Origin of the sequence: Nocardia ignorata NBRC 108230, assembly GCF_001612905.1 — a bacterium.
GTDB classification, from domain to species: Bacteria; Actinomycetota; Actinomycetes; order Mycobacteriales; family Mycobacteriaceae; genus Nocardia; species Nocardia ignorata.
Window position 1 is genome coordinate 38725 of record NZ_BDBI01000047.1, and the last position, 21866, is coordinate 60590.

The 21866-nt window shown below is 68.0% G+C and carries 24 protein-coding genes; 16 read left to right on the top strand and 8 right to left on the bottom strand.

Annotated features, from left to right (window positions below):
- The first annotated feature begins 6 nt into the window (after positions 1–6).
- Complete coding sequence (locus NI2_RS30865) at positions 7–636, top strand: PadR family transcriptional regulator (RefSeq protein ID WP_067498402.1); 630 nt, start codon at positions 7–9, stop codon at positions 634–636.
- A 149-nt stretch (positions 637–785) separates the two neighbouring features.
- A complete protein-coding gene (locus tag NI2_RS30870; protein ID WP_067498316.1) occupies positions 786–1994 on the top strand; it encodes an FAD-dependent monooxygenase in 1209 nt (402 codons plus the stop codon).
- 21 nt (positions 1995–2015) lie between these two features.
- Here the strand turns inward: NI2_RS30870 and NI2_RS30875 are convergent, their stop codons facing one another.
- Positions 2016–2807, bottom strand: coding sequence for a helix-turn-helix domain-containing protein (locus NI2_RS30875; protein WP_067498322.1), 792 nt, complete (start codon positions 2805–2807; stop codon positions 2016–2018).
- Positions 2808–2939: 132 nt separating this feature from the next.
- Here NI2_RS30875 and NI2_RS30880 point away from each other — a divergent pair, with 132 nt between their 5' ends.
- Positions 2940–3365, top strand: coding sequence for a hypothetical protein (locus NI2_RS30880; RefSeq protein ID WP_067498325.1), 426 nt, complete (start codon positions 2940–2942; stop codon positions 3363–3365).
- Between the two features lie 8 nt (positions 3366–3373).
- Here the strand turns inward: NI2_RS30880 and NI2_RS30885 are convergent, their stop codons facing one another.
- From NI2_RS30885 to NI2_RS30905, 5 genes are all read right to left on the bottom strand, one after another.
- Positions 3374–4114 (bottom strand): ABC transporter permease, encoded by a 741-nt coding sequence (locus NI2_RS30885; protein ID WP_067498328.1) that lies wholly within the window; start codon positions 4112–4114, stop codon positions 3374–3376.
- Between the two features lie 36 nt (positions 4115–4150).
- Positions 4151–4837, bottom strand: coding sequence for a phosphatase PAP2 family protein (locus NI2_RS30890; RefSeq protein ID WP_084477021.1), 687 nt, complete (start codon positions 4835–4837; stop codon positions 4151–4153).
- A 25-nt stretch (positions 4838–4862) separates the two neighbouring features.
- Positions 4863–5087 (bottom strand): hypothetical protein, encoded by a 225-nt coding sequence (locus NI2_RS30895; RefSeq protein ID WP_084477023.1) that lies wholly within the window; start codon positions 5085–5087, stop codon positions 4863–4865.
- A gap of 35 nt (positions 5088–5122) precedes the next feature.
- Complete coding sequence (locus NI2_RS30900; protein WP_067498334.1) at positions 5123–5908, bottom strand: HNH endonuclease family protein; 786 nt, start codon at positions 5906–5908, stop codon at positions 5123–5125.
- Positions 5909–6057: 149 nt separating this feature from the next.
- Positions 6058–6714 (bottom strand): phosphate signaling complex PhoU family protein, encoded by a 657-nt coding sequence (locus NI2_RS30905; RefSeq protein ID WP_067498337.1) that lies wholly within the window; start codon positions 6712–6714, stop codon positions 6058–6060.
- 103 nt (positions 6715–6817) lie between these two features.
- Here NI2_RS30905 and NI2_RS30910 point away from each other — a divergent pair, with 103 nt between their 5' ends.
- From NI2_RS30910 to NI2_RS30960, 11 genes are all read left to right on the top strand, one after another.
- Entirely contained in the window at positions 6818–7912 is a 1095-nt protein-coding gene (locus NI2_RS30910; RefSeq protein WP_208115428.1) for a calcium:cation antiporter, read from the top strand.
- Positions 7913–8110: 198 nt separating this feature from the next.
- Entirely contained in the window at positions 8111–8956 is an 846-nt protein-coding gene (locus NI2_RS30915) for an MlaE family ABC transporter permease (RefSeq protein ID WP_067498343.1), read from the top strand.
- Positions 8956–9822 carry an MlaE family ABC transporter permease gene (locus NI2_RS30920; RefSeq protein ID WP_067498346.1) on the top strand — a complete coding sequence of 289 codons (867 nt, stop codon included), beginning with the start codon at positions 8956–8958 and terminating at the stop codon, positions 9820–9822. The genes NI2_RS30915 and NI2_RS30920 overlap by 1 nt, the downstream gene beginning before the upstream one ends.
- A 4-nt stretch (positions 9823–9826) precedes the next feature.
- Entirely contained in the window at positions 9827–10858 is a 1032-nt protein-coding gene (locus NI2_RS30925; RefSeq protein ID WP_243750147.1) for an MlaD family protein, read from the top strand.
- Positions 10858–11862, top strand: coding sequence for an MlaD family protein (locus NI2_RS30930; RefSeq protein ID WP_067498351.1), 1005 nt, complete (start codon positions 10858–10860; stop codon positions 11860–11862). The genes NI2_RS30925 and NI2_RS30930 overlap by 1 nt, the downstream gene beginning before the upstream one ends.
- On the top strand, positions 11850–12857 hold the full coding sequence (locus NI2_RS30935; RefSeq protein ID WP_067498353.1) for an MlaD family protein: 1008 nt from the start codon (positions 11850–11852) through the stop codon (positions 12855–12857). The genes NI2_RS30930 and NI2_RS30935 overlap by 13 nt, the downstream gene beginning before the upstream one ends.
- The gene (locus NI2_RS30940; protein ID WP_067498406.1) at positions 12857–13945 is read left to right on the top strand and encodes an MlaD family protein; all 1089 of its coding nucleotides are present in this window, start codon (positions 12857–12859) and stop codon (positions 13943–13945) included. The genes NI2_RS30935 and NI2_RS30940 overlap by 1 nt, the downstream gene beginning before the upstream one ends.
- Before the next feature lie 29 nt (positions 13946–13974).
- On the top strand, positions 13975–14994 hold the full coding sequence (locus NI2_RS30945; protein WP_084477029.1) for an MlaD family protein: 1020 nt from the start codon (positions 13975–13977) through the stop codon (positions 14992–14994).
- Positions 14991–15944, top strand: a complete 954-nt coding sequence (locus tag NI2_RS30950) for an MlaD family protein (protein ID WP_067498359.1) — start codon at positions 14991–14993, stop codon at positions 15942–15944. Before NI2_RS30945 ends, NI2_RS30950 begins: the two co-directional genes overlap by 4 nt.
- Positions 15945–16075: 131 nt before the next feature.
- Positions 16076–16690, top strand: a complete 615-nt coding sequence (locus NI2_RS30955; protein ID WP_067498368.1) for a hypothetical protein — start codon at positions 16076–16078, stop codon at positions 16688–16690.
- Positions 16691–16752: 62 nt separating this feature from the next.
- The gene (locus NI2_RS30960; protein WP_067498370.1) at positions 16753–18324 is read left to right on the top strand and encodes a Na+/H+ antiporter; all 1572 of its coding nucleotides are present in this window, start codon (positions 16753–16755) and stop codon (positions 18322–18324) included.
- Between the two features lie 3 nt (positions 18325–18327).
- Here the strand turns inward: NI2_RS30960 and NI2_RS30965 are convergent, their stop codons facing one another.
- Positions 18328–18885, bottom strand: a complete 558-nt coding sequence (locus tag NI2_RS30965; protein ID WP_084457591.1) for a YdcF family protein — start codon at positions 18883–18885, stop codon at positions 18328–18330.
- A gap of 64 nt (positions 18886–18949) precedes the next feature.
- On the opposite strand from NI2_RS30965, the gene NI2_RS30970 reads away from it, so the two are divergent.
- Both NI2_RS30970 and NI2_RS30975 read left to right on the top strand, forming a co-directional pair.
- A complete protein-coding gene (locus NI2_RS30970) occupies positions 18950–20446 on the top strand; it encodes a flavin-containing monooxygenase (RefSeq protein ID WP_067498374.1) in 1497 nt (498 codons plus the stop codon).
- A gap of 77 nt (positions 20447–20523) precedes the next feature.
- Positions 20524–20928 (top strand): DUF7144 family membrane protein, encoded by a 405-nt coding sequence (locus NI2_RS30975; protein WP_067498377.1) that lies wholly within the window; start codon positions 20524–20526, stop codon positions 20926–20928.
- 48 nt (positions 20929–20976) lie between these two features.
- Here NI2_RS30975 and NI2_RS30980 read toward each other — a convergent pair whose 3' ends face one another.
- Positions 20977–21459, bottom strand: coding sequence for a MarR family winged helix-turn-helix transcriptional regulator (locus NI2_RS30980; RefSeq protein WP_067498408.1), 483 nt, complete (start codon positions 21457–21459; stop codon positions 20977–20979).
- Positions 21460–21866: the final 407 nt, after the last annotated feature.

The window sequence follows — 21866 nt, forward strand, 5'->3', positions numbered from 1 at the left end:
GTGGCCGTGGCGACGAAGCGCAAGGTGAACAATCTGCTGGCCCTGGCCGTGCTCTCGGTCATCGTGCAGCGCCCGATGCACCGCTACGAGATCGCCGCGACCTTGCGCGCGCAGGGCAAAGACCGTGACATGGACATCAAGTGGGGTTCGCTGTACACGGTTGTGCAGAACATGGCCAAGGCCGGTTTCCTCGAAGTCGTCGGCAGCGAGAAGGAGGGGGCGCGGCCCGAGCGGGTGATCTACCGGATCACCGACGCCGGCCGCGCCGAAATGGCCGACTGGACACGCGAACTCCTCGCCGAACCCGAACCCGAACACCACCGGTTCACCGCGGGCCTATCGATCCTGGCGATTTTGCCGCCCGATGAGGTGATCGACCTGCTCGGTACCCGCGTCGCCAGGCTCGAGGAAACCATCGCCCGCATCAGAAGCGACCTCGGCGCGCTCAGCCTGCCACGCCTGTTCCTCGTCGAGACCGAATACGGCCTGGCGATGCTGGAAGCCGAGGCTCGCTGGGCGCGCGCGCTGCGCGAGGAGCTGGTGGCAGGCACGTTCGACGCGCTCGACCAATGGCGGCAGTGGCATGCCGACGGCATGCCTGCCGGAAGAGCCCCGGCGGAGAGGAGCGAGGACTAACACAGCATGTGAAGACCCCGAGCCCGGTGGCGTGCGGCAACACCCCACCGAGCCCGGAGAACCGTCCCGAAACCAGGCGCACCCGGCCTCGAGGCTGGCAACCACAGGATAGCTGGGTGACGTCGGAAATCCCGATCTGGAGATCACCCATGTCCATTCGTTCCGCCCTGATCATCGGCGGTGGCATCGCCGGACCCGTCGCCGCGACCGCCCTGCGTAAAGCTGGCATCGACGCCCATGTCTACGAGGCCTATTCGGGCCCGTCCGAGGGCATCGGCTCCGGGCTGGCGCTGGCACCCAACGGCATCGCCGCCCTCGACATCCTCGGCGCCGGTGACCCGGTGCGCCGCATCGCCTCACCCGTGTCCGGGATGCGCCTGCTTGTCGGTGGCCGCATGCACGAGCTTCCGACGCTGTCGGATCAACCGCCGTTGCAGCTGGTCGACCGTGGCGAGCTGCACCGCACACTGCACGACCATGCCGTCGCCGCCGGGGTGCCGTTCACCTACGACAAGCGCCTGATCGGTGTCGACGAACACGACGACGGCGTCACCGCGCACTTCGCCGACGGGTCGAGCGCGACCGCCGATATCCTCGTCGGCGCCGACGGAATCCGTTCCACCGTCCGGGGTTTGATCGATCCGTCCGCACCCGGTCCGCACTACACCGGCATGCTCGGGTTCGGGGCTCAGGTCGACTTCGACATCGACGTTCCCGACGACACCATGGTGTTCGCCTTCGGCGCCAAGGCCTACTACCTGTACTGGAAAGGGGCCGACGGCCAGATCGCATGGGGCGCGAATCTGCCGAGTAAGCAGTACCTTTCGTTCACCGAGGCAAGGGCGAAATCACCCGAGTACTGGCTGCGGATCCTGCGCGACACGTACGCGCCCGACACACCGGGCGGTGAATTCGCCCGCCGCACAACGGCCGACACACTCGAGATCACCGGTGCGCTGCACATCATGCCGCCGGTGCCGCACTGGTATCGCGATCGACTGGTCCTGGTGGGTGATTCGGTGCACGCGCCGTCGAACAGTTCCGGCCAGGGCGCGTCGCTGGCCATCGAGAGTGCGGTCCAACTGGCCCGCTGTCTCCGCGATATCGACTCGCCCACAGCCGCTTTCGCCGCCTACGAACAGTTGCGGCGGTCGCGGGTGGAAGGCATCACGGCCCGGGCCGCGAAGGTCAATCGCAGCAAGACGCCGGGTCCGGTCGCCCGCAAGGTGATGAACGCGGTCATGCCGCTCATGGTGCGGACGGTGATGAACCCGGAGAAGACGATGGGCGCCGAACGTCGCTATCGCATCGACTGGGATGAGCCGGTGCAGCGCGAAATAGCCTCGGCTGCTTCCTGATCCGTGCGCGGCGCTGTGGCTTCATCGCCGTGATGCTCGCAGACGCAGGATGCGGGCGGACTCCTCGTCTGCGGGCAGGAACGCCTCGAGATGGAGCTCGGCGAGGGTGACATCGGTCGCGGTGGCGAACGAGGTGAGAGTGGTGATCAGGCGAAGGTCACCGCCGTCGGTGCGCAGGTGCAGCGGGACGGCGAAGCCGATGTGATCGGGCCCAACGGCGACGGCCGGCAAGTATCCTGACAGTTCCTCGATGAGCGCGTCGACGGCGGGGTCGGGGGTGTGGGCGGCCCGGGTGCGCAGTGAGTCGATGATGTGCCTGCCCCATTCGGGCAGGTTGCGCACTCGCGGCGCGACCCCGTCGGGGTGCAGCGCCAACCGGAGCACGTTCATCGGCGCACGTAGCAGGTGGTCGGCCACACCCTCGGTGAACAGGTCGAACGCGGCATTGGCCGTGACCAGTTCGCCGCGTGGGCGGGCGACCAGCGCCGGATACGGCAGGTGCCCGTCGAGAACAGCGGTGAGCGCCTCCCGTACCGGCGCCAACTCCGGTGCGGCCAGATCGCTTTCTGGAAATACCGGGGCGAAACCGGCGGCCAGCAGCAGGTTGTTGCGATCACGCAGGGTCAGCTCGAGTGATTCGGCCAGCCGCACCACCATCGTTCGACCCGGCTGGGACCTGCCCTGTTCGAGGAAGCTCAGGTAGCGCTGACTCGTCTCGGCGCGAATCGCCAGGTCGAGCTGGCTGACCCGGCGCAGGGTGCGCCAGCGCCGCAGTTGCGGTCCGAAGGCGGTGCTGGTCTGCGCGATCGTCATGGTGCGAGTCAACCGCGCACGAGTACCCTGCGCCATTCCCAGGAGGGAATGAACTGCGGCCCCGAGGTGCGCCCGTCGTTCATTCCCCGCAGGGAATCGCGCCGCGCCGCCCGGCTCGACAGAGTTGTCGCCATGAGCGACAACGACATCGCCACCCGCTACGTGGCCCTCTGGAACGAAGCCGATCCCACCACCCGCCGCAAAATGGTCGAGGAGCTGTTCGCGGTCGACGGTGCGCAGTACCTGGTCGACCCGCCGGCGGAGGTGCGAGCGGCCGCAGCCGATCTCGCGATCCCGGCCCCGCCGCTCGCGGTGCACGGCTACGACGCACTCGACAGCCGGGTCACCCGCGCCTACGACATGTTCCTGGCCGATGGCGAATCCGTCTTCGCCGCGGCCGGGCCCGCCGTGGAACTGCCCGCGGGCACCGTCGGCGTCGCGTGGACGATGAACCGTCGCGACGACGGCACCGCCCAGGGCGGCGGCTTCGATCTGCTCGCCCTCGACGCCGACGGCCGCATCGTGACCGACCACCAGTTCATCGAGGGATCACGATGAATGCCGGATCAGGGGCGCGGGCGGCGGACTAAGGCGCGCGCGACCAATTCGAGCGTCACCGCCACCGCGCACGCCTCCGACAGCATCAACCCGATCAGCACGAGCACCTGTACCGCACCGGCCTGCGCGGCGGACCCACTGGTGAGCAGCACACCGATGAACGCGCCGGGCAGGGTGACCAACCCGACCGTTCGGGCCTGGTCGACACCGGGGATCAGCGCGTCCGTCGCCGCGCCCGTGAGCACCATCTTGCGGGCCGGGCGATCGGTGAATCCCAGACTCAGAGCCGCCTCCACCTCACCCCAGCGCTGGCCGATGGCATCGAGCCCGCGCCGGGCCGCCAGCGAGGTGGAGGTCATGGTGCCGCCCAGCAGGATGCCGCCGATCGACACCAGCGTGACGCCGTGGATCGGCACCGCGCCGCTGAGCAGGGTCGCCGGCATCACCGCCGCGATCCCGGTCGCGACGGCCGACCCGAGCCAGATCCCGGAGCGGCCCGCCTGCGCCCGCCGGACGGCGGTGAATACGGCCGCGCCGAACATGACCAGCAGCACGAGCGCGGCCGACCACAGATGCCGGAGCGCGGCCGCGAGAATCAACGCGATCAGACCCAGTTGCAGCACCGCACGGAACGCGGCCTTCGGTACCACGAACGGTGTACCGATTCCGGTGAACCGGTACACCAGTGCCGCCGCGACCACCATGGCCACGCACAGCACGATCAATGCGACGCTCGGTTCCACCGTCATCAGCGAACTCCTTGCCAGATGAGCGGCACGCGCCGACTAGGGGCGGGTCGTGCTGCGCGCGTGCAGGCGGATGAACAGGGTGACGCTCAGTGTCAGCCAGAGCAGACCGACGATCCAGCCCGCCAGCACGTCGGTGGTCCAGTGCACCCCGAGATACACCCGCGACAGCCCGACCGCGATCGGGAAAGCCACCGCCAGGCCGATTGCGGTGCGGCGCACCCAGACCCGGCGCAGGCGCGGGACGAGCGCGATCGCCACCACCCCGACCACCGCCGCCGACCCGAGCGAATGTCCCGACGGATACGACAGACTCAGCTCGGTGACCAGCCGTGACTCCATCGGCGGACGATGCCGGTCGACGATCCGCTTGATGCCCCACACCAACGCGCCCGCGCCGAGCGAGGTGACACCGACCAGCGCGGCCACCGGCAGATCGCGCCGGGCGAGTAACCAGATCACCGTGACGAGGGCCAGAATCGTCATCGCCACGGTGCCGCCGAGGTCGGTGATCACCCGCGCCACCGTGGTCAGCGGTTCGCCGCGGTGCGCGATCATCCAGTCGAGCACCCGCACATCCCACGGTGTGCCGTCCATATTGCCGGCGACCACCCAGGTGAGCAGTCCGAACAGGGCAAGGGCGGTGGCGACGAGCGCGGCCGCGAGCGGTATCCGGTGGCCGAGCCCGGACCAGGCGACCCGGGGGGAGTGGTAGTCGATGGGCATGACTACCAGATTGCCAGCCGGACGCTCAGGCCTCGAAGACCACCGTGTTCCCGGCCACGTCGCGGGTGCCCGCCACCTTCTTGATCGCTTTCACGAGGTCGGCTACGCACTCCCAGGTGCGCGGCGGTTCGGCCTCGATATTGCCGATGGTGTACCAGGTGTCGGTGCCGCGGTAGCGGACCAGGCCTTTACCCGCGTCGTCGAGCATGACGTCGAGCTCGCCCGACACCGTCCCTTCCTCTTCGGTCATGACGGCGCATTCGGCGGTGATCTCGATGGGCTCGCTTATTTGAACTCTCCTCGGCGGAGGCAGTCGTCGACTGCGGTGCGCAACGCGGTGTGCTCGGCGGTATCAACGGTCAGTGCGTACTTTATCTTGACCTTCACGTAGTGCTCGATATAGGCACACCGGAAGTTGCCGGGCGGCAGGTAGTTCGCGGGGTCCTGGTCGCCCTTGGACCGGTTGGCCGACGGGTCGGCGGCGACCAGGTTCATCGCGTCGTTGGCGATGCGGCGGCGGGTGTCCTCGTCGCGGTCGGCGGCACCGGAACGCCAGGCCTCGGCGAGGGCGACGATGTGTTCGGCGTCGACCTTCGACGGGTCGGTGATGAACTTGTAGGGGCCGAGCTGCCCGGTCTTCTTGTCGATGAAGCCGTAGCGGTCCTGCCAGCCGGCCCCCGAAGGCACTGTCAGTTCACAGGTTTTGGGGTCGAGGGTGACCTTGCCGGTGGCGTCGCGCAGCATCATCACGTCGCGGCTGGTGCATTTGGTGTACGTGGCGAGGTCGCCGGTGAAGCCGTGTTCGGGCTTGTTGGTGTCCCAGTGCGGGAACTTCTCGCGGGTGTAGCCCGTCATCGGACCTTCCTTGGCGACGACGAGGGTGGCGACCAGATCGCCGATCTCCTTGCCCGACACCGTGGCCGCGCCCGCGGAGCCGGGGCCGGGCGCGGTCGGATTCACCTTGTCCAGCAGCGAATTCGCGACTGTCACCACCAGCGCGACAACCATCGCGGCGGCCAGTGCGAGCACTGCGCGCCCGACCGGTGAGCCGCTGATCGAGGACCACTTCATGCCCGTACCACCTGTGCCTTCGTCGAACTGCGAACCGGCACAACCTACGGGGCGAACACCGGTCCGTCGGTCATTGTCGCCTATGACATTCGGCACAGGCCAGGGCAAACGGATTGCAGCTCAATAGCGTTCGCCTATCACGTACCCGCTCAGTCGGGTAGCGAACCGGATTCGGTGGGAATTCCGGTGTCCAGGAAGCGGATCAGCCGGGCGATACGGGCGGCGTGATCCACGCACCGCTGGAACTGGCTGCCCAGCAGGGCCAGATCGATGGCGGCCGCGGTATCGATACCGGCTTCGGCTGCGGTGAGTACGGAGTTCAGCTGTTTGAACAGGTCATCCATGGCGGCCGCGTCGGAACCGTCGTCCTCGACGAATCGGCCCGTGGCGACCGAATCACTTACCCGGGCAACACATTCAGCCGCGAGGCCGCCCATCGCCACCAGTGCCTGCATCACCGGCGCCGGTGCGACGGCGTCGGGGTGAGCGCGATACACGTACTGTCCCGCGGCTTCCGTGCGCCGCCCGATGCGCGAGAGTTCACCGGCCACCTGGATGGCCGTGACCACGTGGCGCAGGTCCCGGGCGACCGGCGCCTGCAGGGCGAGTAGTGCCATGGTGCGTGACTCGCAGGCGGCGAACATCTGCTGTAGCCGCTCGTCGAGCGCGAAAACCTCGTAGGTGGCCGCCAAATCGGCGCCCGCCAGGGCCTCGGTGATCCGCTCGGTCGCGTCATGGGCCAGCCGCGACATGTGGGTGAGTTCGTTGGACAGCGCCAAGAGCTCGAGGGTGAACTGGGTCCGCACGCGCTGAATTGTTCCCCATCGCAGCGCGACTGTGAATCCATCGGCGTATGTTCGCGGCCGCGCATCCGGCCGCTGGTGCCGGGCACCTGGAACGATGGAGATCATGATCGCCGCATTGACGACCAGATGGACCCTCTTCGTACCGATTCTCGCCGCGCTCGTCCTCGCCGTCACGTGGGGGCGCGACATACCGGGCGTGGTGGTGGCGGTGGTCAGTGCCGTGCTGGTCGGGGCGGTGCTCTCGGCGGTTTATCACGCCGAGGTGGTGGCCCATCGGGTCGGCGAACCGTACGGTGCGCTGATCCTCGCGGTGGCGGTCACCGTGATCGAGGTGGCCCTGATCGTCACCATGATGATCTCCGGTGGTGACAAGGCGGCGTCGCTGGCTCGCGACACGGTCTTCGCGGCGGTGATGATCACCTGCAACGGCATCTTCGGTCTCGTGCTGCTGGTCGGCGCGCTGCGGCGTCGGATAGCGGTGTTCAATCCCGAGGGCACGGGCGCGGCCCTGGCGACGGTGGCCACTTTGGCGACGCTGAGTCTGGTGCTGCCGACCTTCACCACGAGCAAGCCCGGCCCGGAGTTCTCACCGGCGCAGCTCGCCTTCGCCGCGGTCGCCTCCCTGGCGCTCTACGGGCTGTTCGTGATGGTGCAGACCGTGCGTCACCCTGACGATTTCCTCCCGGTGGAGGCCAGCGGCGCGATCGACGAGGACGAGGGGATGCACGCGGAGCTGCCGTCGAACCGGATCGCCCTGATCAGCCTGGGCATGCTCGTGCTCGCTCTGGTCTGTGTCGTCGGCCTGGCGAAGGTTGTCTCGCCCGCGCTGGAGTCGGGCATCGCCTCGGCAGGGCTGCCCCAGGCCGCGGTCGGTGTGGTGATCGCGATGCTCGTGTTGCTGCCCGAGACGCTGGCCGCGGTCAACTCCGCGCGCCGCAACCAAGTGCAGATCGGTCTGAACCTGGCGCTGGGTTCGGCGATGGCCAGCATCGGGCTCACGATTCCGGTGATCGCGATCGCCACGATCTGGCTGAGCGGACCACTGGTCCTCGGTCTCGGCGCGACCCAGATGGTGCTGCTCGCGCTGACCTTCGTGGTCGGCACGCTGACCGTTGTGCCAGGTCGGGCCACCTTGCTGCAGGGCGGTGTGCACCTGGCGTTGTTCGCGGCTTTCGTGTTCCTCGCCGCAAGCCCGTAGGTGCGGTGGCGCGGATCACAACCCGCGTGATCCTGTCATCGAAACAGTGGAAAAGCGACGAGGGTCACCCACCCGAAATTTTGTTGTGACGCAGAGTACCGGTTAGCTTGCTGGAGTTGGCACCGACGCCGAAGCCAGAGAGTGCGGTATGAATTTCACCCTGCCCCGCGCTTCGCAAGCGGGCCGGAGGCATTTCTGATGTCGACCGATCTGCATTCCGCGAAGACGGATTCCGCTACCCAGATCGTCCGCGAGAACTTCACCGCCACGGTGGTGTCGTCGCTGCGGACCTTCGGGCGTGCGGTCGACCTCGCGCAGGAGTCGGTCACCGGCACCGTCGCCGACGTGGCCCGCCGCCAGTTCCAATGGCGCGAGACCCTCGTGCAGGCCTGGCGCCTCATCACCGTGACCGCCATCCCGGCCGTGCTCATGGCGATCCCGTTCGGCGTGATCGTCTCGGTCCAGGTGGGCAACCTCATCCACAGCCTCGGCGCCGACTCCATGCTCGGCGCCACCGGCGGCCTCGGCGTCATCAAGCAGGGCGCCCCCATCGCGACCGGCTTCCTGCTCGGCGGTGCGGGCGCGGCGGCCATCGCGGCCGACCTGGGCGCCAGGACCATCCGCGAGGAGATCGACGCGCTCAACACCATGGGCATCAGCCCGGTGCACCGGCTGGTGATCCCGCGCATGATGGCGATGCTGATCGTCGCCCCGATGCTCAACGTGCTCATCATCTTCGTCGGCGTGCTCGCCGGGTACGCGGTGGCGGTCGGCGGTCAGGGCGTGACGCCCGGCAGCTACTGGTCCACCTTCGGTTCCTTCGCGACCGCGGGCGATGTCTGGGTGTCGCTGCTCAAGGCTTTGATCTTCGGGTTCCTCGTCGTCGTCATCTCGTGCCAGCGCGGCCTCGAGGCCAAGGGCGGCCCGCGCGGTGTGGCCGACGCGGTGAACGCGGCGGTGGTGCTCTCGGTGGTCTCGATCGCGATCGTGAACCTGCTGGCCACCCAGATCAGCGCCATGTTCCTGCCGACGAAGTTGGCGTGATGGCTGCCTCCTCCTATCTCCCCACCTCGCTGCACTGGCTGCGAACACCCGCGCGCCTCGGCAGACGGATCGTCGGCGCGGGCGAATCGCTCGGCTTCGTCGCCGTGTTCGTCTGGCAGGTGCTGTCCTCGGTGCCGCTGACGCTGCGCCGCTACCGCGACGAGACGCTGCGCGCGGTCACCGATATGACCTGGGGTCGCGGCTCGATCATCGTCGGCGGCGGGACCGTGCCGATGATGATCGTGCTCGGGCTGGTGATGGGCGCCTCGGTCGGCGTCGAGTCCTTCGCTTCGCTGGACATGCTCGGCATGGGCCCGGTCACCGGCGTCATCTCCGCCTACGCCACCACCCGTGAGCTGGCCCCCATCGCGGCCGCCATCGGATTCGCGGCCCAGGCGGGCTGCCGGATCACCGCCGAGATCGGCTCGATGCGCATCTCCGAGGAGATCGACGCGATCGAGGCGCTCGGCCTGCGCTCGGTGCCGTTCGTGGTCACCACCCGCGTGATCGCCGGCGCCATCGCGATCGTGCCGACCTTCCTGATCGCGCTGATCCTGTCCTACGGCGCCTGCCGCGGCCTGCTCACCATGGTCTACGGACAGTCGGCGGGCGTGTACGACCACTACTTCTTCCAGTTCATCTCCGGCTTCGACATGATCGCGGCGGTCATCAAGGTCGCCGTGTTCGGCACGGTCGTGATCCTGGTGCACAGCTACTTCGGGTTCTTCGCCACCGGCGGACCCGAGGGCGTCGGCATCGCCTCGGGTCGCGCGGTGCGGGCCAGCTCGGTGGCCATCGTCGCCATCGACATGGTGCTGTCGATCATGCTGTGGGGCTTCAACTCGGCGATCAGTTTTACGGGGTGAGCTAGTGCCGAATTACGGAATGCCCGGCGTCGCGGCGAATCGGCGCACCTCGCGCCTGACCGGTGTCGTCATCCTCGCGGTGATCGCGGTGGTCGCGCTCGGCTACATCACGTACTCCAACGTTCGCTCCGAGGAGGGGCTGCGGATCGCGCTGCGCACCGAGCACCTCGGTGACGGCATCGAATCGGGCAGCCAGGTCCGCGTCGACGGCGTCACCGTCGGCGAGGTCGCCGAGGTGATCCCCGGCGAGCGCGGCACCCAGCAGATCGCGCTGCTGCTCGACGAGAACCGCCTGCACGGCATCGACGACAGCCTCGCCATCGACTACGCGCCGACCAATCTGTTCGGCATCGCCGAGATCGAACTGCGGCGCGGCCCCGGCGGGGCACCGCTGCGGGCAGGCGCGGTGCTCGATCTGACCGGCCAGAACAATGCCCGGGTCTACGACGCGACCATGAGCGCGATCCTGCGCAGTCTCTCGCAGGTCGGCATGACCGTGACGAGCCCGCAGATGGCGACGGTGATCTCCCAGCTCGCCGCCGACTTCAAGGCCTTCACCCCGCTGGTCCAGGCGCTCATCACGGTGGCCAAGACCATCGCCGACAACCAGGACGTCGCGCCCTCGGAACTGTTCGGCAAGCTCGGCCCAGCCTTCGACGGCGGCGGCCAGTTCGCCGGCGCGACCATGCAGGTGATCGACCAGCTCAGCGAGATCAAGGTGACCCAGACCGACAAGGATCGCTACGACATCGGGGTCGGCGTGATCGGCGGCAGCCTGCTGCCCGCCCTGACCACCACCTTGAGCACCGCGGGCGGCCACCTCGCCGAGTCGACCGACATGCTGGCGCCGATGCTGCTCGCGCTGGCGCAGATGTCGCCGAATTCGCGCCATACCGGCGCCGAACTCACCGCGCTGCTGCGGAACCTGCGCGGCGCCATGCCCGACGGCCCGGACGGCCCCGTGCTCAACCTCGATGTCGAGCTCAGCGGTGTGCCCGCCATCGCGGTCCCGCTGTTCGGAAAGGGCGGTGCGTGATGAAGATTCGCGGTGTCGCACTGCGCCTCGGCGTGTTCACGCTGGTGATGGTCGCCGTGCTCGGTCTGGTCTTCACGCTCATCAAACGTCCCGTCTCCGGTGACACCAACGCCCACGACGTGCTGTTCACCGACGCCAACGGCCTCAAGGTCGGCAACGACGTGCGCATGTTCGGTGTGCAGGTGGGCAAGGTCGAGAAGATCGGGCTCGAGGGCGACAAGGCCAAGGTGCGCCTGACGGTCAAGACCGATACGCCGATCTACGACAACTCCAAGCTGGCCATCCGCTACCAGAACCTCACCGGCCAGCGCTATGTCGACCTGCAGCAGGCGCCCAACCCCGGCACCCGCATCGCCGCGGGCGCCCGCATCGGCGCGCACATGACCGTGCCGTCCTTCGACGTGACCAGCCTGTTCAGTGGTCTCAAGCCGGTGCTCGCGACGCTGTCGCCCGAGGCGATCAACCAGTTCACCGCGAGCATGCTCGCCGTGATCGAGGGCGACGGCAGCGGCCTCGGCCCCGCGCTCACCGCCATCGACGAACTCGCCTCCTACGCCGAGAACCGCCAGCAGGTGATCTCCACGCTCATCCGCAACCTGTCGGATCTGGCCGACCGGCACGGCGGCCGGGTCGGTCACCTGCTGCCGCTGCTGGCCCGGCTCACCGACATCTTCGAGGCGATGCAGCGCAATATCGGCGGCGTCGCCGACTTCGCGATGAGCGCGCCCTCGGTGCTCGCGCCGGTCGACCGGCTGCTCGCCTCGCTCGGCCTGGTCGAGGGCGGCGGCGCCGATGTCGACGCGATGATCCGCGCCCTTTTCCCGAATCCGCAGGAGGCCGTGGAGGTTTTCGGCCGCCTGCCCGGTCTGTTGGCCACCGTCGACTCCTCGCTCTCGCGCGGTTTCACCGACTTCACGCCGCACTGCAGCAACGGCGCCGCCGAGGTGCCCGCGCCGCTGCAGGTGCTGATCGCCGGACAGAAGGTCACCGTATGCAACCGCTGAAATTCTTCTCCGGTGATCGCCCGATCCTCGACGAAGCGGGCAAACGCGCCCGTGAGCTGCGGATGGGCATCATCGGCCTGACCGCCGTGGTGCTGTTCATCATCGCCGCGGGCGTGGTGTACGTGGTGCCGCTCGGCAAGAACACCTACACCGCCGAGCTCACCGAAGCCCAGTCGGTACGTGAGGGCGACGACGTGCGCCTGGCCGGTATCTCGGTCGGCAGCGTCACCGACCTCGAACTGAAGCCCGACAAAGTGATCATGCGGTTCACCGTGAACAACGATGTGTTCGTCGGCGATCAGACCTCCCTCGACGTCCGCATGCTCACCGTCGTCGGCGGCCACTACGTCGCGCTGTACCCCGCCGGTTCGGAGCCGCTGGGCGATGAGGCGATTCCTGCCGACCGAATCCGCCTGCCCTACAGTCTGATCGAGACCTTCCAGGACGCCACCGCGCCGCTGGCCGCCGTCGACGGCGCGACGGTTCGCCAGAATCTGGCCGCCGCCAACACCGCGTTGCAGAACTCGCCGGAGGCGCTGCGCACCACCTTGGACACGGTCGGCAAGTACGTCGACATGCTCGACCGCCAGCGTTCGCAGGTGTCGAAGTCCATCGCGATCCTCGACGAGTACATCTCCATGTACGACGGCGCCAAGTCCGATCTCGGCAGGCTGATGAACAACGTCAACCTGCTCGAGGACGTGCTGCTGAGCAAGCAGGCCGAGGCGGCCGAGGCGGTCCGGCTGCTCGTGTCGGTCGTCAACCGCCTCGCCACCCTTGCCCCGGGCTGGGAGTCCACCTTGAAACCGCAGGCACAGGCGCTGGCCGACGCACTACCCCGGCTCCAGGAACTCACCGGCCGGTTCGAGCCGGTGATCGCAACGGTGCACGAATTGCAGACCAAGTTGTCGCAGCTGGTGACGCCCGAGGCCGGCGTGGTCGTCGACCAGTCGGACGCACGGGTGTGCGTGCCGCTGCCGGGGAAGGCGTGCTGATGCTGAAAAAGCTCCTCGGATCGCAGGCGTTCATGTCGATCGCCGGTGTCGCGGTGCTCGTCGCGCTCGTCACCGGCGGCTACTTCATCGCCTTCGATCCGTTGAAGAAGACCGAGTCCTATTGCGCGCTCATGCCCGACGCGGTCGGCCTTTACCCGGGCAACCACATCACCATGCGCGGTATCTCCGTCGGTGAGGTGACCTCGGTCCGCAACGAAGGCCCGAAGGTGCGTGTCGATTTCGAGGTCGACGCCGAATACCCCGTCTACGCCGACGCTTCGGCGACAACTGTCGCGTATTCCGTTGCGGCGGATCGCAATCTGGCCGTGCTGGCCAGCGGCAAGGACACCCGCAAGTTCGAGGGCGGCTGCATCACCAAAACGCTGACGCCCAAGAGCATCACCGAAACCCTCACCGCCCTGGCGAGCCTGTCCGAACAGCTCTCGGGCACCAACTCGGGTCAGCCGACCGCCCTGGTCGACGGCCTCGGCGCCTTGGACCGTGCCACGCAGGGCACCGGCCCGACCGTCAACGAGCTCATCACCGAACTCGGTTCGGCGATGAACAAGCCGGACGCCGACATCGGCCATCTCGCAGGCCTTTTCGACGCCTTCGCGTCGGTGTCCAATCGCGTCGCCGCGAACTGGGGTGACCTGCAGTCCATGCTCACCCGGCTCGCACCGCTGCTGAACATGGCCTCCGACGACCTGCTCGGCCCCGCCACCTCGCTGTTCGACGGGCTCGGCGAACTGCTGCCGATGCTCAACGACCTCACCACCATCCTCGGCGATCCGCTCATCGGCACCCTCGACGGCGCCGTCCCGCTGGTGAAGATGTTGCGCGCCAACGTCGGTTCGCTGCGCGATGTGGTGCTGAAACTGCCCGCGCTCACCTCCGCCTTCCAGAGCGCGGCAGGTGGCACCGCAATCACCTACGCCCCGCCGAAGGTCGCCCTGCCCACGGGTGAGGCCGACCAGGTGTGCGCCGCCCTCAACGCGGCGCTGCCGGGCCAATGCCCCGATCCCGCCGCGGGATTGACCGATGTGAACCTCGTGCAAGTAGTGCTCGGAATGGCAGGTGCCCGATGATCAGGTCGCGAAAGAGTATGCGTCGCACCATGATCGCGCTAGTTGTAGCCGCCGGTCTCGCCGTCGGCGGCTGCGGTTTCGATCCGGCCGATGTGCCGGTCCCTGGATCGTCGGTCAGCGGTGACACCTACCGCGTCCACATCGAGTTCGCCAGCGCGCTGAACCTGCCGTCGAAGTCGAAGGTGATCGCCAACGGCGCCGAGATCGGCACCGTCACCGACGTGCGCGTGGTCCAGCCCGCCGACGCGCCCGCCGGTCGCGGTGGTTACGTCGTCGTCGAGGCCGACATCCTCGAGTCGGTCTCGCTGCCCGCATCGACCATCGCCGAACTACGCCAGGACACCATTCTCGGCGATATCCACGTCGCGTTGACCACGCCCAAGGACGGTTTCGGTCAGCTGCTGCGCGACGGCGGGACCATCCCCATCGAGCGAACCAAACCCCCTGTGCAGCTGGAAGACACGATGGCGACCATGGCGCTGTTCGTGCAGGGCGGCGCGATCGGTCAGCTGCAGGACATGATCGCCCGGGTGAACTCGGTGATGCCGCAGGATCCGCGTGAGACCGCCCGCATCTCGGCGGTGATGGGTGCCGACGCCGCCGACCTGGCCGCCAACCTCGACCAGGTGGACCTGCTGGTCAACGGGCTCGCCGCCAACGCCGAGATCATGCACAACATCGAAGGCGAACTCACCGATATCCTCACCCCCGAGGCGGTGCGCGCGCTGTCGGGCACCCAGGACTCCATCGCCAAGACGATGGTCATCTTCAACGCCCTCGGCCCGCTCGCGCACTCCATGGCTTGGCTCGCGCCGCTGGCGAATTCGGGTGACGCGGCCGCGACCGCCTTCCTGCCGCTGCTGATCGGCACCTCGCCCGACCTGCGGAACCCGACCAATATGGCCCTGCTCACCGACCTGTTGCGCGACAAGATCATTCCCTTCGCCGAGCGCGGCCCGAAGGTGAACGTCACCGGAGTGCAGGTCTCCGAACAGGAGCAGCTGGACCAGATCGTGACCGCCCTGCGGATGATCGGAATGGTGCGATGAAGATCGGAGCACTCGCCTCGCTCAGCGGCATCGCCGCCATCACCGTGCTCGGCGCGACCTATCTGACCTTCGGGGTGGTGCGCGTCGACCCGCTGGCCGACTACACCGAGGCGTCCCTCGAGGTCGCCGACTCGGGCGGCCTCAGCGTCGGATCGCCGATCCTGCTGACCGGCATCGAGATCGGCGAGGTCACCGCCGTCGACACCGACGCGCGCGGGGGAGTGCGCGTGGGTTTCCGCGTGGGTGCCGACCACAAGGTGCCGATGAGCAGCATCGTCACCATCGAGCACCTGTCCTCCCTCGGTGAGCCGTACGTGCAGTTCGTGCCGCCGAGCACCGACGGGCCGTACCTGACCGACGGGCAGCGGCTGGCGGGGGAGAACGTGCGAACCCCGATGTCGATTCCCGAGGTGGCGCGCCTGGTCACCAAGACCGTCGAACAACTCGACCCGACGGTGGTCGACTCGCTGGTCGGCACGCTCGGCACCGCCATGACCGGCACCGAGAACGTGATCCCCGAACTGGCCCGCGCCGGCGACCTGCTCGCGGCGGCGATCATGAGCCGCGCACCCGCCATCGCCGAACTGCAGAACAACTTCGAATACGTCTCCGGTGACATCGCCTGGGCCGGTCCGGCGACCTCCGCCGCCGCGCCCGCGTTCGTCCGCCTGAGCCAGGTGATCGACCAGTTCGTCGAATCCGTCGGCCGCGCCACCGAGGGCGACCCGGAGATGTACCTGCGCGAGGGTGGGCTCGTCCCCGTCCTGAACGAGTTGGTCGCGAAGCTGAACGAGATCGGTCCCGAGCTGTCGGCCCTGCTGCCCGCGCTGCGCCCCCTCACCGAGGCTGTCACCGCCACCGGCCCGCAGCTGGATCTGAGCGCGCTCGTTTCCCAGGCACTGCACAACACCGACGCCGATTCGGTAAAGGTAAGGGTCGCGATCAAGTAAATTTTCGGCAACCGCTGTGTATAGGTATCGTCCCTGCACAGTGACAGTGGACCGAACGCGGTCGGCCTTCGAGCAACTCTGCGGTAGCCTCCCTGAACGAGGGAGTCCAAGTCCGCGGCGAAGGCGGTGCGATGGCAGGCAGCAGCGAGGGCCCCGACGAGGAGCCCGCCAGCAGTACCCGGACGATCGCGATAGCGGCGGTGCTCGCCGCACTGCTCGCCCTGGTGGTCGCCGTCGGTTTGGTGCTGCGCGCGAATCAGGGCGACGACGACAACTCCGAGGTCGATCCGATGGGGTCGAACGGTCTGTCGGTCGACGGTCAGCAGGTCAGCGACACGGACCCGAACCCGCCGTGGCCTGCCAGGCGTGTGGGCGGCAATTGCTCGGCGGGTGGCATCGTCGCCCGCTGGCAGGTCGACGACGACGGCAACTGGCGCTGCACCGCAGGCGCCCCGGACACGCCGGCCCCCACGACTCCCGCCCTGCCACCACCCCCACCGCCGGAACCGGTCCCGGTTGAACTCCCACCGCCGCCACCCCCGGTCGAAGCTCCCTACGAGCCGCCGCCCCCGGCTTACGAACCGCCGGTCTACGACCCACCTCCGCCTCCTGAGCCGGTCCCGGCGCCCGAGCCCATCCCGGTCCCCGAGCCCGCACCTCCGCCACCACCCCCACCACCGGCCATCCAGCTCCCGTTCCCCCTGCCCCCGATCCTGCTTCCACCGGCAGCGGCGACTCTCGGCTGAGCTGCGCGAGCGGCGGCGGGTCTGCCGCGTCCGCGGCCCGCGGTCCCCGACACTGGTCAGTTATGGACCAGTTGGTGCTGATTCTGGTGATCCTGCTCGCCGCTGTGCTGGCCGAAGCCCTCGGCGATCGCTTCGGACTCGCACCCTCGATCCTGATGACGGTGTTCGGCTGCCTGCTCGCCCTGATCCCGGCGGTGCCGAGCCTGAACATCCCGCCCGATCTCATCCTCCCGCTGGTCCTGCCACCACTGCTCTACGCCGCCGCCCGGCGCACGTCCTGGCGTCAGTTCGCCGAACAGTGGCAGGTCATCGCCCTGCGCGCGGTCGGACTCGTCATCGTCACCGCCCTCGCGGTCGCGGTCGTCTTCCACGCCTGGAATCCGGCGGTCGCGGTGGCGGCGGGGGTGGTGCTCGGCGCGCTGGTCGCCCCGCCCGACCCGGTCGCGGCCATGTCGATGGCGGGCCGGCTCGGGTTGCCCCGGCGCCTGATCGTCACCCTCGGCGGCGAGGGCCTGTTCAACGACGTCACGGCGATCGTCATCTACACGGTCGGTATCCAGGCGGTCGTCACCGGCGTGTTCTCGCCGTGGCATGCCCTCGGCGATTTCGCGCTCGCCGCGATCGCCGGTGCGCTGGTCGGTCTGCTGCTCGGCTGGCTCGGGAGCAAACTCACCCGCTATCTGAACGACGCCACCTCCCAGGTGGCACTGAGCCTGCTGCTGCCGTTCGCCGCATACGGCATCGCCGAACACTTCGAAGGTTCGGCGGTCCTCGCGGTGCTGGTGTGCGCGCTGTACCTCACCGACGCGGTGACCGAGATCGGCGACCGCGACTACCGGCTGATCGCCGACTCGTGCTGGGACGTCGTCGAAATGCTCATCACCGGTTTCGCGTTCGCGCTGATCGGGCTGGAACTGCGGGTGGTCATCGAGACCTCCGGCCACAACTGGCGCACGTTGGCCGGTGTGAGCGTCGCGGTGATCGCCGTGGTCGTGCTGCTGCGGCTGGTCTGGCTGATGGGCATGTGGACGGTGACCCACCGCTGGCGCGATGTGGACGACGCGTTCACCTGGCAGGAGGTGATCGTCACCTGGTGGGCGGGGATGCGCGGGGTCGCGACGGTCGCACTCGCCCTCGCGGTTCCGTTCACCATCGACTCCGGCGCCGAGTTCCCCGCCCGCTCGGAAATTCTGTTCGCCGCGTTCTCGGTCGTCCTGTTCACCCTGCTCGTGCAGGGCCCGACCCTGCCACTGGTCGTCCGCCTGACCGGCGTGCACGCCGACACCCGTCAGGAGCGGGCCCTCGAACGGCAGCTCTGGGAGCGCGTGGTCGGCGCCGAACTCGCCGAGCTGAAGATGATCGCCGCCCGCGACGACCTACCCGACGACGTCTACGAGGACATCAAGGCCAGGCTGCGCCGCCTCTCCGCCAAAGCCGACCCGGAGGCCGCCGACGCCGACGCCAAGGCCGCCATGGACAAGGAACGCAGATCGGTAGCGCAGCTCGGTGCGGTCCGCGCCGCCGTGGTCGAGGCGGGCCGACGTGAGGCGCTGGCCGCCCGCCGTGACCCTGGCATGCCCGCCGACGTCGTCGACCGCGTCACCCGGCGACTCGATCTCGGGCCGACCCGCTGACTCTCAGGCGTCCTGTTCGCAGTGCTGGTTCACGAAAGCCCGGACGTACCCGGCGGATTGGCGCACATACATCCAGCTCCAGAACCCGAGCCCCGTCTGCGTCGGGCTGGCGACCATGGTGATCTCGCCCTCGAAACACCGGCCGACGATGTAGCGCGCCCGCGAGACATGCGGCGTGAACGTGACGACGATGATATGTCGCCAGCCGTAAATCGTTGCCCGCCTGACTATTTCGCGCGCCTCGCCGTCGGTGGTCCAGGGGTCGGGCACGAAACAGGCCACCCGGAAGGCGAATCGGCCCCCGCAGTACTTGTCCATCAGCGGATCGTCGGCACCGGTGGACTGCGAGATCAGCACCTCGGGCGCGTAACCGCGCTCGGCCAATTCGATGCCGACGTCGAATCGTTCGTAGGGCGTTCCGCCGAGGACCACGATCACGTCGGCCGGTCGTAAAGGGTCCACTTGCGGGTACACGAAGACCGGTAGCCCGGCGACAGCGGCAGCGAGCACGGTGACGAGTGCGCCGACGAGCAACCATCCCGCACGTCGAAAGATCGACACCGCACCGACGATAGGCGAAATCAGCGTCTTCTCCCACCGCCCGTGAGCAGGCACACTGGTGCCCATGACCGACACCGCCGTAAGCCCCGAACACCTCGACGTCGTCATCGTCGGCGCCGGACTGTCCGGCATCGGGGCCGCCTACCGGCTGCAGACCGAGCATCCGCACCGCAGCTACGCCGTTCTCGAGGCCCGCGCCGATCTCGGTGGTACCTGGGACTTGTTCCGCTACCCCGGAATCCGGTCCGATTCGGACATGTTCACCCTCGGTTACCCGTTCAAGCCGTGGCGGGCCGCGCGGTCCATCGCCGACGGCGCCTCGATCCTCGACTACATCCGCGAGACGGCCGTGGAGAACGGCATCGACCGTCACATCCGTTTCGGGTCACGGGTGATCGGTGCCGACTGGTCGTCGGCGCGGGCCCGCTGGCAGCTGACCATCGCGCACGAGGGCCCCGACGGACCCGAGCTCAGTACGCTGACCTGCTCTTTCCTCTACGCCTGCGCCGGCTATTACGACTATCAGCAGCCGCACGACCCGCAGTTCCCCGGCCGCGCCGAGTTCGCGGGCACGATCGTGCACCCGCAGTTCTGGCCCGCCGATCTCGACGTGCGCGACAAGCGGGTGGTGGTCATCGGCAGCGGCGCCACCGCGGTCACCCTGGTCCCCAATCTGGCTGCCGAGGCCGCGCACGTCACCATGCTGCAGCGCAGTCCCACCTGGATCAGCCCGGTTCCCGGCCGCGACAAACAGGCCGACAAGATCCGCGGCCTGCTACCCGCCGGCCTCGCGCACCGCGTGATCCGCACCAAGAACATCCTGTTCAACATCGGTTTCTATCAGTACTGCCGCCGCCGCCCCGCCGCCGCGCGCAAACTCCTCACCGGCCTGGCCACCCGCATTCTCAAAGACGAGAACCTCGTCGCCCGGCACTTCACCCCCGACTACGACCCGTGGGACCAGCGCCTGTGCGCGGCCCCCGACGCCGACTTCTTCAAAGCGCTGAAGAAGGGCAAGGCCTCGGTGGTCACCGACCACATCGACAGCTTCGTCCCCGAGGGAATCCGCCTCGCCTCGGGCCAGACGGTGCCCGCCGACATCATCGTCACCGCCACCGGCCTGCGGTTGCTCGCCTTCGGCGGGATCGCCCCCTCGGTCGACGGAAAGCAGGTCGACCTCGCCGACCAATTCGTCTGGCAGGGCGCCATGCTCACCGGGCTACCGAATTTCGCGATCTGCGTCGGCTACACCAACGCCTCCTGGACGCTGCGCGCCGACCTCACCTCCCGCCTGGTCTGCAAGGTGCTCACCCATCTCGATCGCACCGGCGCCCCCGCGGTGGTCCCCGAACCGGGCCGCAACCTGAAACAGCACCCTTTGCTCGACCTGAACGCCGGCTACATCCTCCGTTCGATCGCCGCGTTCCCCAGGCAAGGTGACCGTCATCCGTGGCGGGTCAGGCAGAACTACCTGCTCGATGCCTTGCTCACCCTGCGCACCGACCTCGGTAAGACCCTTCGCCCGGTGCACCGGGTCCACGAATTCACCCACAACGGGTGAGGTGAACCGGGGACCTGGTTCCTACCGTTGGCCTATGCCGAAGTGGCATGTCCGTTGATCGACGGAAAGGCCGAGTGATGACCAACAGGAACCAACACGAAGTCCGCGACGGAATCGCGGCAGGCACCTCCATCGCCGCCGGGATCCTGCTGGCGGTCGTCGGTGTGCTGCAGATCTTGCAGGGAATCTCCGCCGTGGCCAACGACGATCTGATCGTCGTCGGGCCCGAGTACGCCTACCAGTTCGACCTCACCAGCTGGGGTTGGTGGCACATCGTCCTCGGCGCGATCGTGGTGATCGTCGCGATCGGCCTGATCGCGGGCCAGACGTGGGGCCGGGTGGCGGCCATGCTGATCGCCGCGTTGTCCATCGTGGCGAACTTCCTGTGGCTGCCGTACTACCCGTGGTGGTCGATCATCATCATCGTGCTGGACGTGGTCGTGATCTGGGCGATCGCGACCTGGCACCCGCGCGCCGTCTGAGATCGATACCCGACGCCGCCCGGCTGTTCGCCGGGCGGCGTTGTCATGTCAGCCGGAGATCTTATCGACAGGGGAGTCGCCGAGCATGCCGATCAGGTGATGCGACAGCTTCTCGGCGAGCACCGCGAGCTCGGCCTTCTGTGCTTCGTCGAGCCCGTCGAGCACCAGTCTGCGGACCGCCACAAGGTAGTCCGGCGTTGCCTCGACGACCTTGGCGAGCCCGCTCGGCGTGAGCGCGGCCTCGACCCCTCGACCCGTTGTCACGGCCACCCGCCGGACGAACCCCACCCGCTCGAGCTTGGAAACCACGTGGGAGACCCGCGAAATGGAACCGTGCCCGCGCGCGGCGAGCATGCTCAGCCGCATCCGGTGGCCCGGTGAATCCTGGAGCAGAGCCAGCACCCGGTACTCGAAGTGCGTCAACCCGAACTCGCGTTGCAGCCGGGAGTCGAGCACGCTGGGGACCCGCATCACGAGGGTGACCACAGCGCCCCACGCACGACGTTCGACCGAGTCGAGATCGTCGGTCACCACGGCCCCTCTCCCACATGATATTTGCTCAACGATTGCTGATTGTCGGAAAACTGTATATCGGCCGATGGTCGGTGTCCACGCGAGACCGGCATGTCTCCCGGTGAGATGCTTGCCTGAACGGCGGCGCGTCCGGAGGGCTGACAAGTTGCGGGGCGATCGCCTCGCGCACGGCACGCCCGGTCGACCAGGCGATTTGACTTCGTCGTCGGGGCTGCGTAACTTAGTTCGAGTCAGAGCGACACGGACACCGACCCGGCCACAAGATGGCGGGGACACGAGGTAGGACGATGAGCGCCTGGCAGCCAAGTTGCCAGAACCCCGGATTTGCTTCGGCTGGTTCTCTGCGCTAGGTTGGAACAGTTGCCTTGCTGAAGCCCCTGCGACAAGTTGCGGGTGGATGTTTG

Excerpts from the sequence above, each read along its gene's own strand:
- NI2_RS30880 (WP_067498325.1), top strand. The coding sequence starts at position 2,940 with ATGAGCGACAACGACATCGCCACCCGCTACGTGGCCCTCTGGAACGAA.
- NI2_RS30910 (WP_208115428.1), top strand. The coding sequence starts at position 6,818 with ATGATCGCCGCATTGACGACCAGATGGACCCTCTTCGTACCGATTCTC.
- NI2_RS30900 (WP_067498334.1), bottom strand. The coding sequence starts at position 5,908 with ATGAAGTGGTCCTCGATCAGCGGCTCACCGGTCGGGCGCGCAGTGCTC.
- NI2_RS30885 (WP_067498328.1), bottom strand. The coding sequence starts at position 4,114 with ATGACGGTGGAACCGAGCGTCGCATTGATCGTGCTGTGCGTGGCCATG.
- NI2_RS30875 (WP_067498322.1), bottom strand. The coding sequence starts at position 2,807 with ATGACGATCGCGCAGACCAGCACCGCCTTCGGACCGCAACTGCGGCGC.
- NI2_RS30960 (WP_067498370.1), top strand. The coding sequence starts at position 16,753 with ATGGACCAGTTGGTGCTGATTCTGGTGATCCTGCTCGCCGCTGTGCTG.
- NI2_RS30970 (WP_067498374.1), top strand. The coding sequence starts at position 18,950 with ATGACCGACACCGCCGTAAGCCCCGAACACCTCGACGTCGTCATCGTC.
- NI2_RS30935 (WP_067498353.1), top strand. The coding sequence starts at position 11,850 with ATGCAACCGCTGAAATTCTTCTCCGGTGATCGCCCGATCCTCGACGAA.
- NI2_RS30890 (WP_084477021.1), bottom strand. The coding sequence starts at position 4,837 with ATGCCCATCGACTACCACTCCCCCCGGGTCGCCTGGTCCGGGCTCGGC.
- NI2_RS30895 (WP_084477023.1), bottom strand. The coding sequence starts at position 5,087 with ATGACCGAAGAGGAAGGGACGGTGTCGGGCGAGCTCGACGTCATGCTC.
- NI2_RS30955 (WP_067498368.1), top strand. The coding sequence starts at position 16,076 with ATGGCAGGCAGCAGCGAGGGCCCCGACGAGGAGCCCGCCAGCAGTACC.
- NI2_RS30915 (WP_067498343.1), top strand. The coding sequence starts at position 8,111 with ATGTCGACCGATCTGCATTCCGCGAAGACGGATTCCGCTACCCAGATC.
- NI2_RS30940 (WP_067498406.1), top strand. The coding sequence starts at position 12,857 with ATGCTGAAAAAGCTCCTCGGATCGCAGGCGTTCATGTCGATCGCCGGT.
- NI2_RS30930 (WP_067498351.1), top strand. The coding sequence starts at position 10,858 with ATGAAGATTCGCGGTGTCGCACTGCGCCTCGGCGTGTTCACGCTGGTG.
- NI2_RS30975 (WP_067498377.1), top strand. The coding sequence starts at position 20,524 with ATGACCAACAGGAACCAACACGAAGTCCGCGACGGAATCGCGGCAGGC.
- NI2_RS30945 (WP_084477029.1), top strand. The coding sequence starts at position 13,975 with ATGATCGCGCTAGTTGTAGCCGCCGGTCTCGCCGTCGGCGGCTGCGGT.
- NI2_RS30920 (WP_067498346.1), top strand. The coding sequence starts at position 8,956 with ATGGCTGCCTCCTCCTATCTCCCCACCTCGCTGCACTGGCTGCGAACA.
- NI2_RS30950 (WP_067498359.1), top strand. The coding sequence starts at position 14,991 with ATGAAGATCGGAGCACTCGCCTCGCTCAGCGGCATCGCCGCCATCACC.
- NI2_RS30870 (WP_067498316.1), top strand. The coding sequence starts at position 786 with ATGTCCATTCGTTCCGCCCTGATCATCGGCGGTGGCATCGCCGGACCC.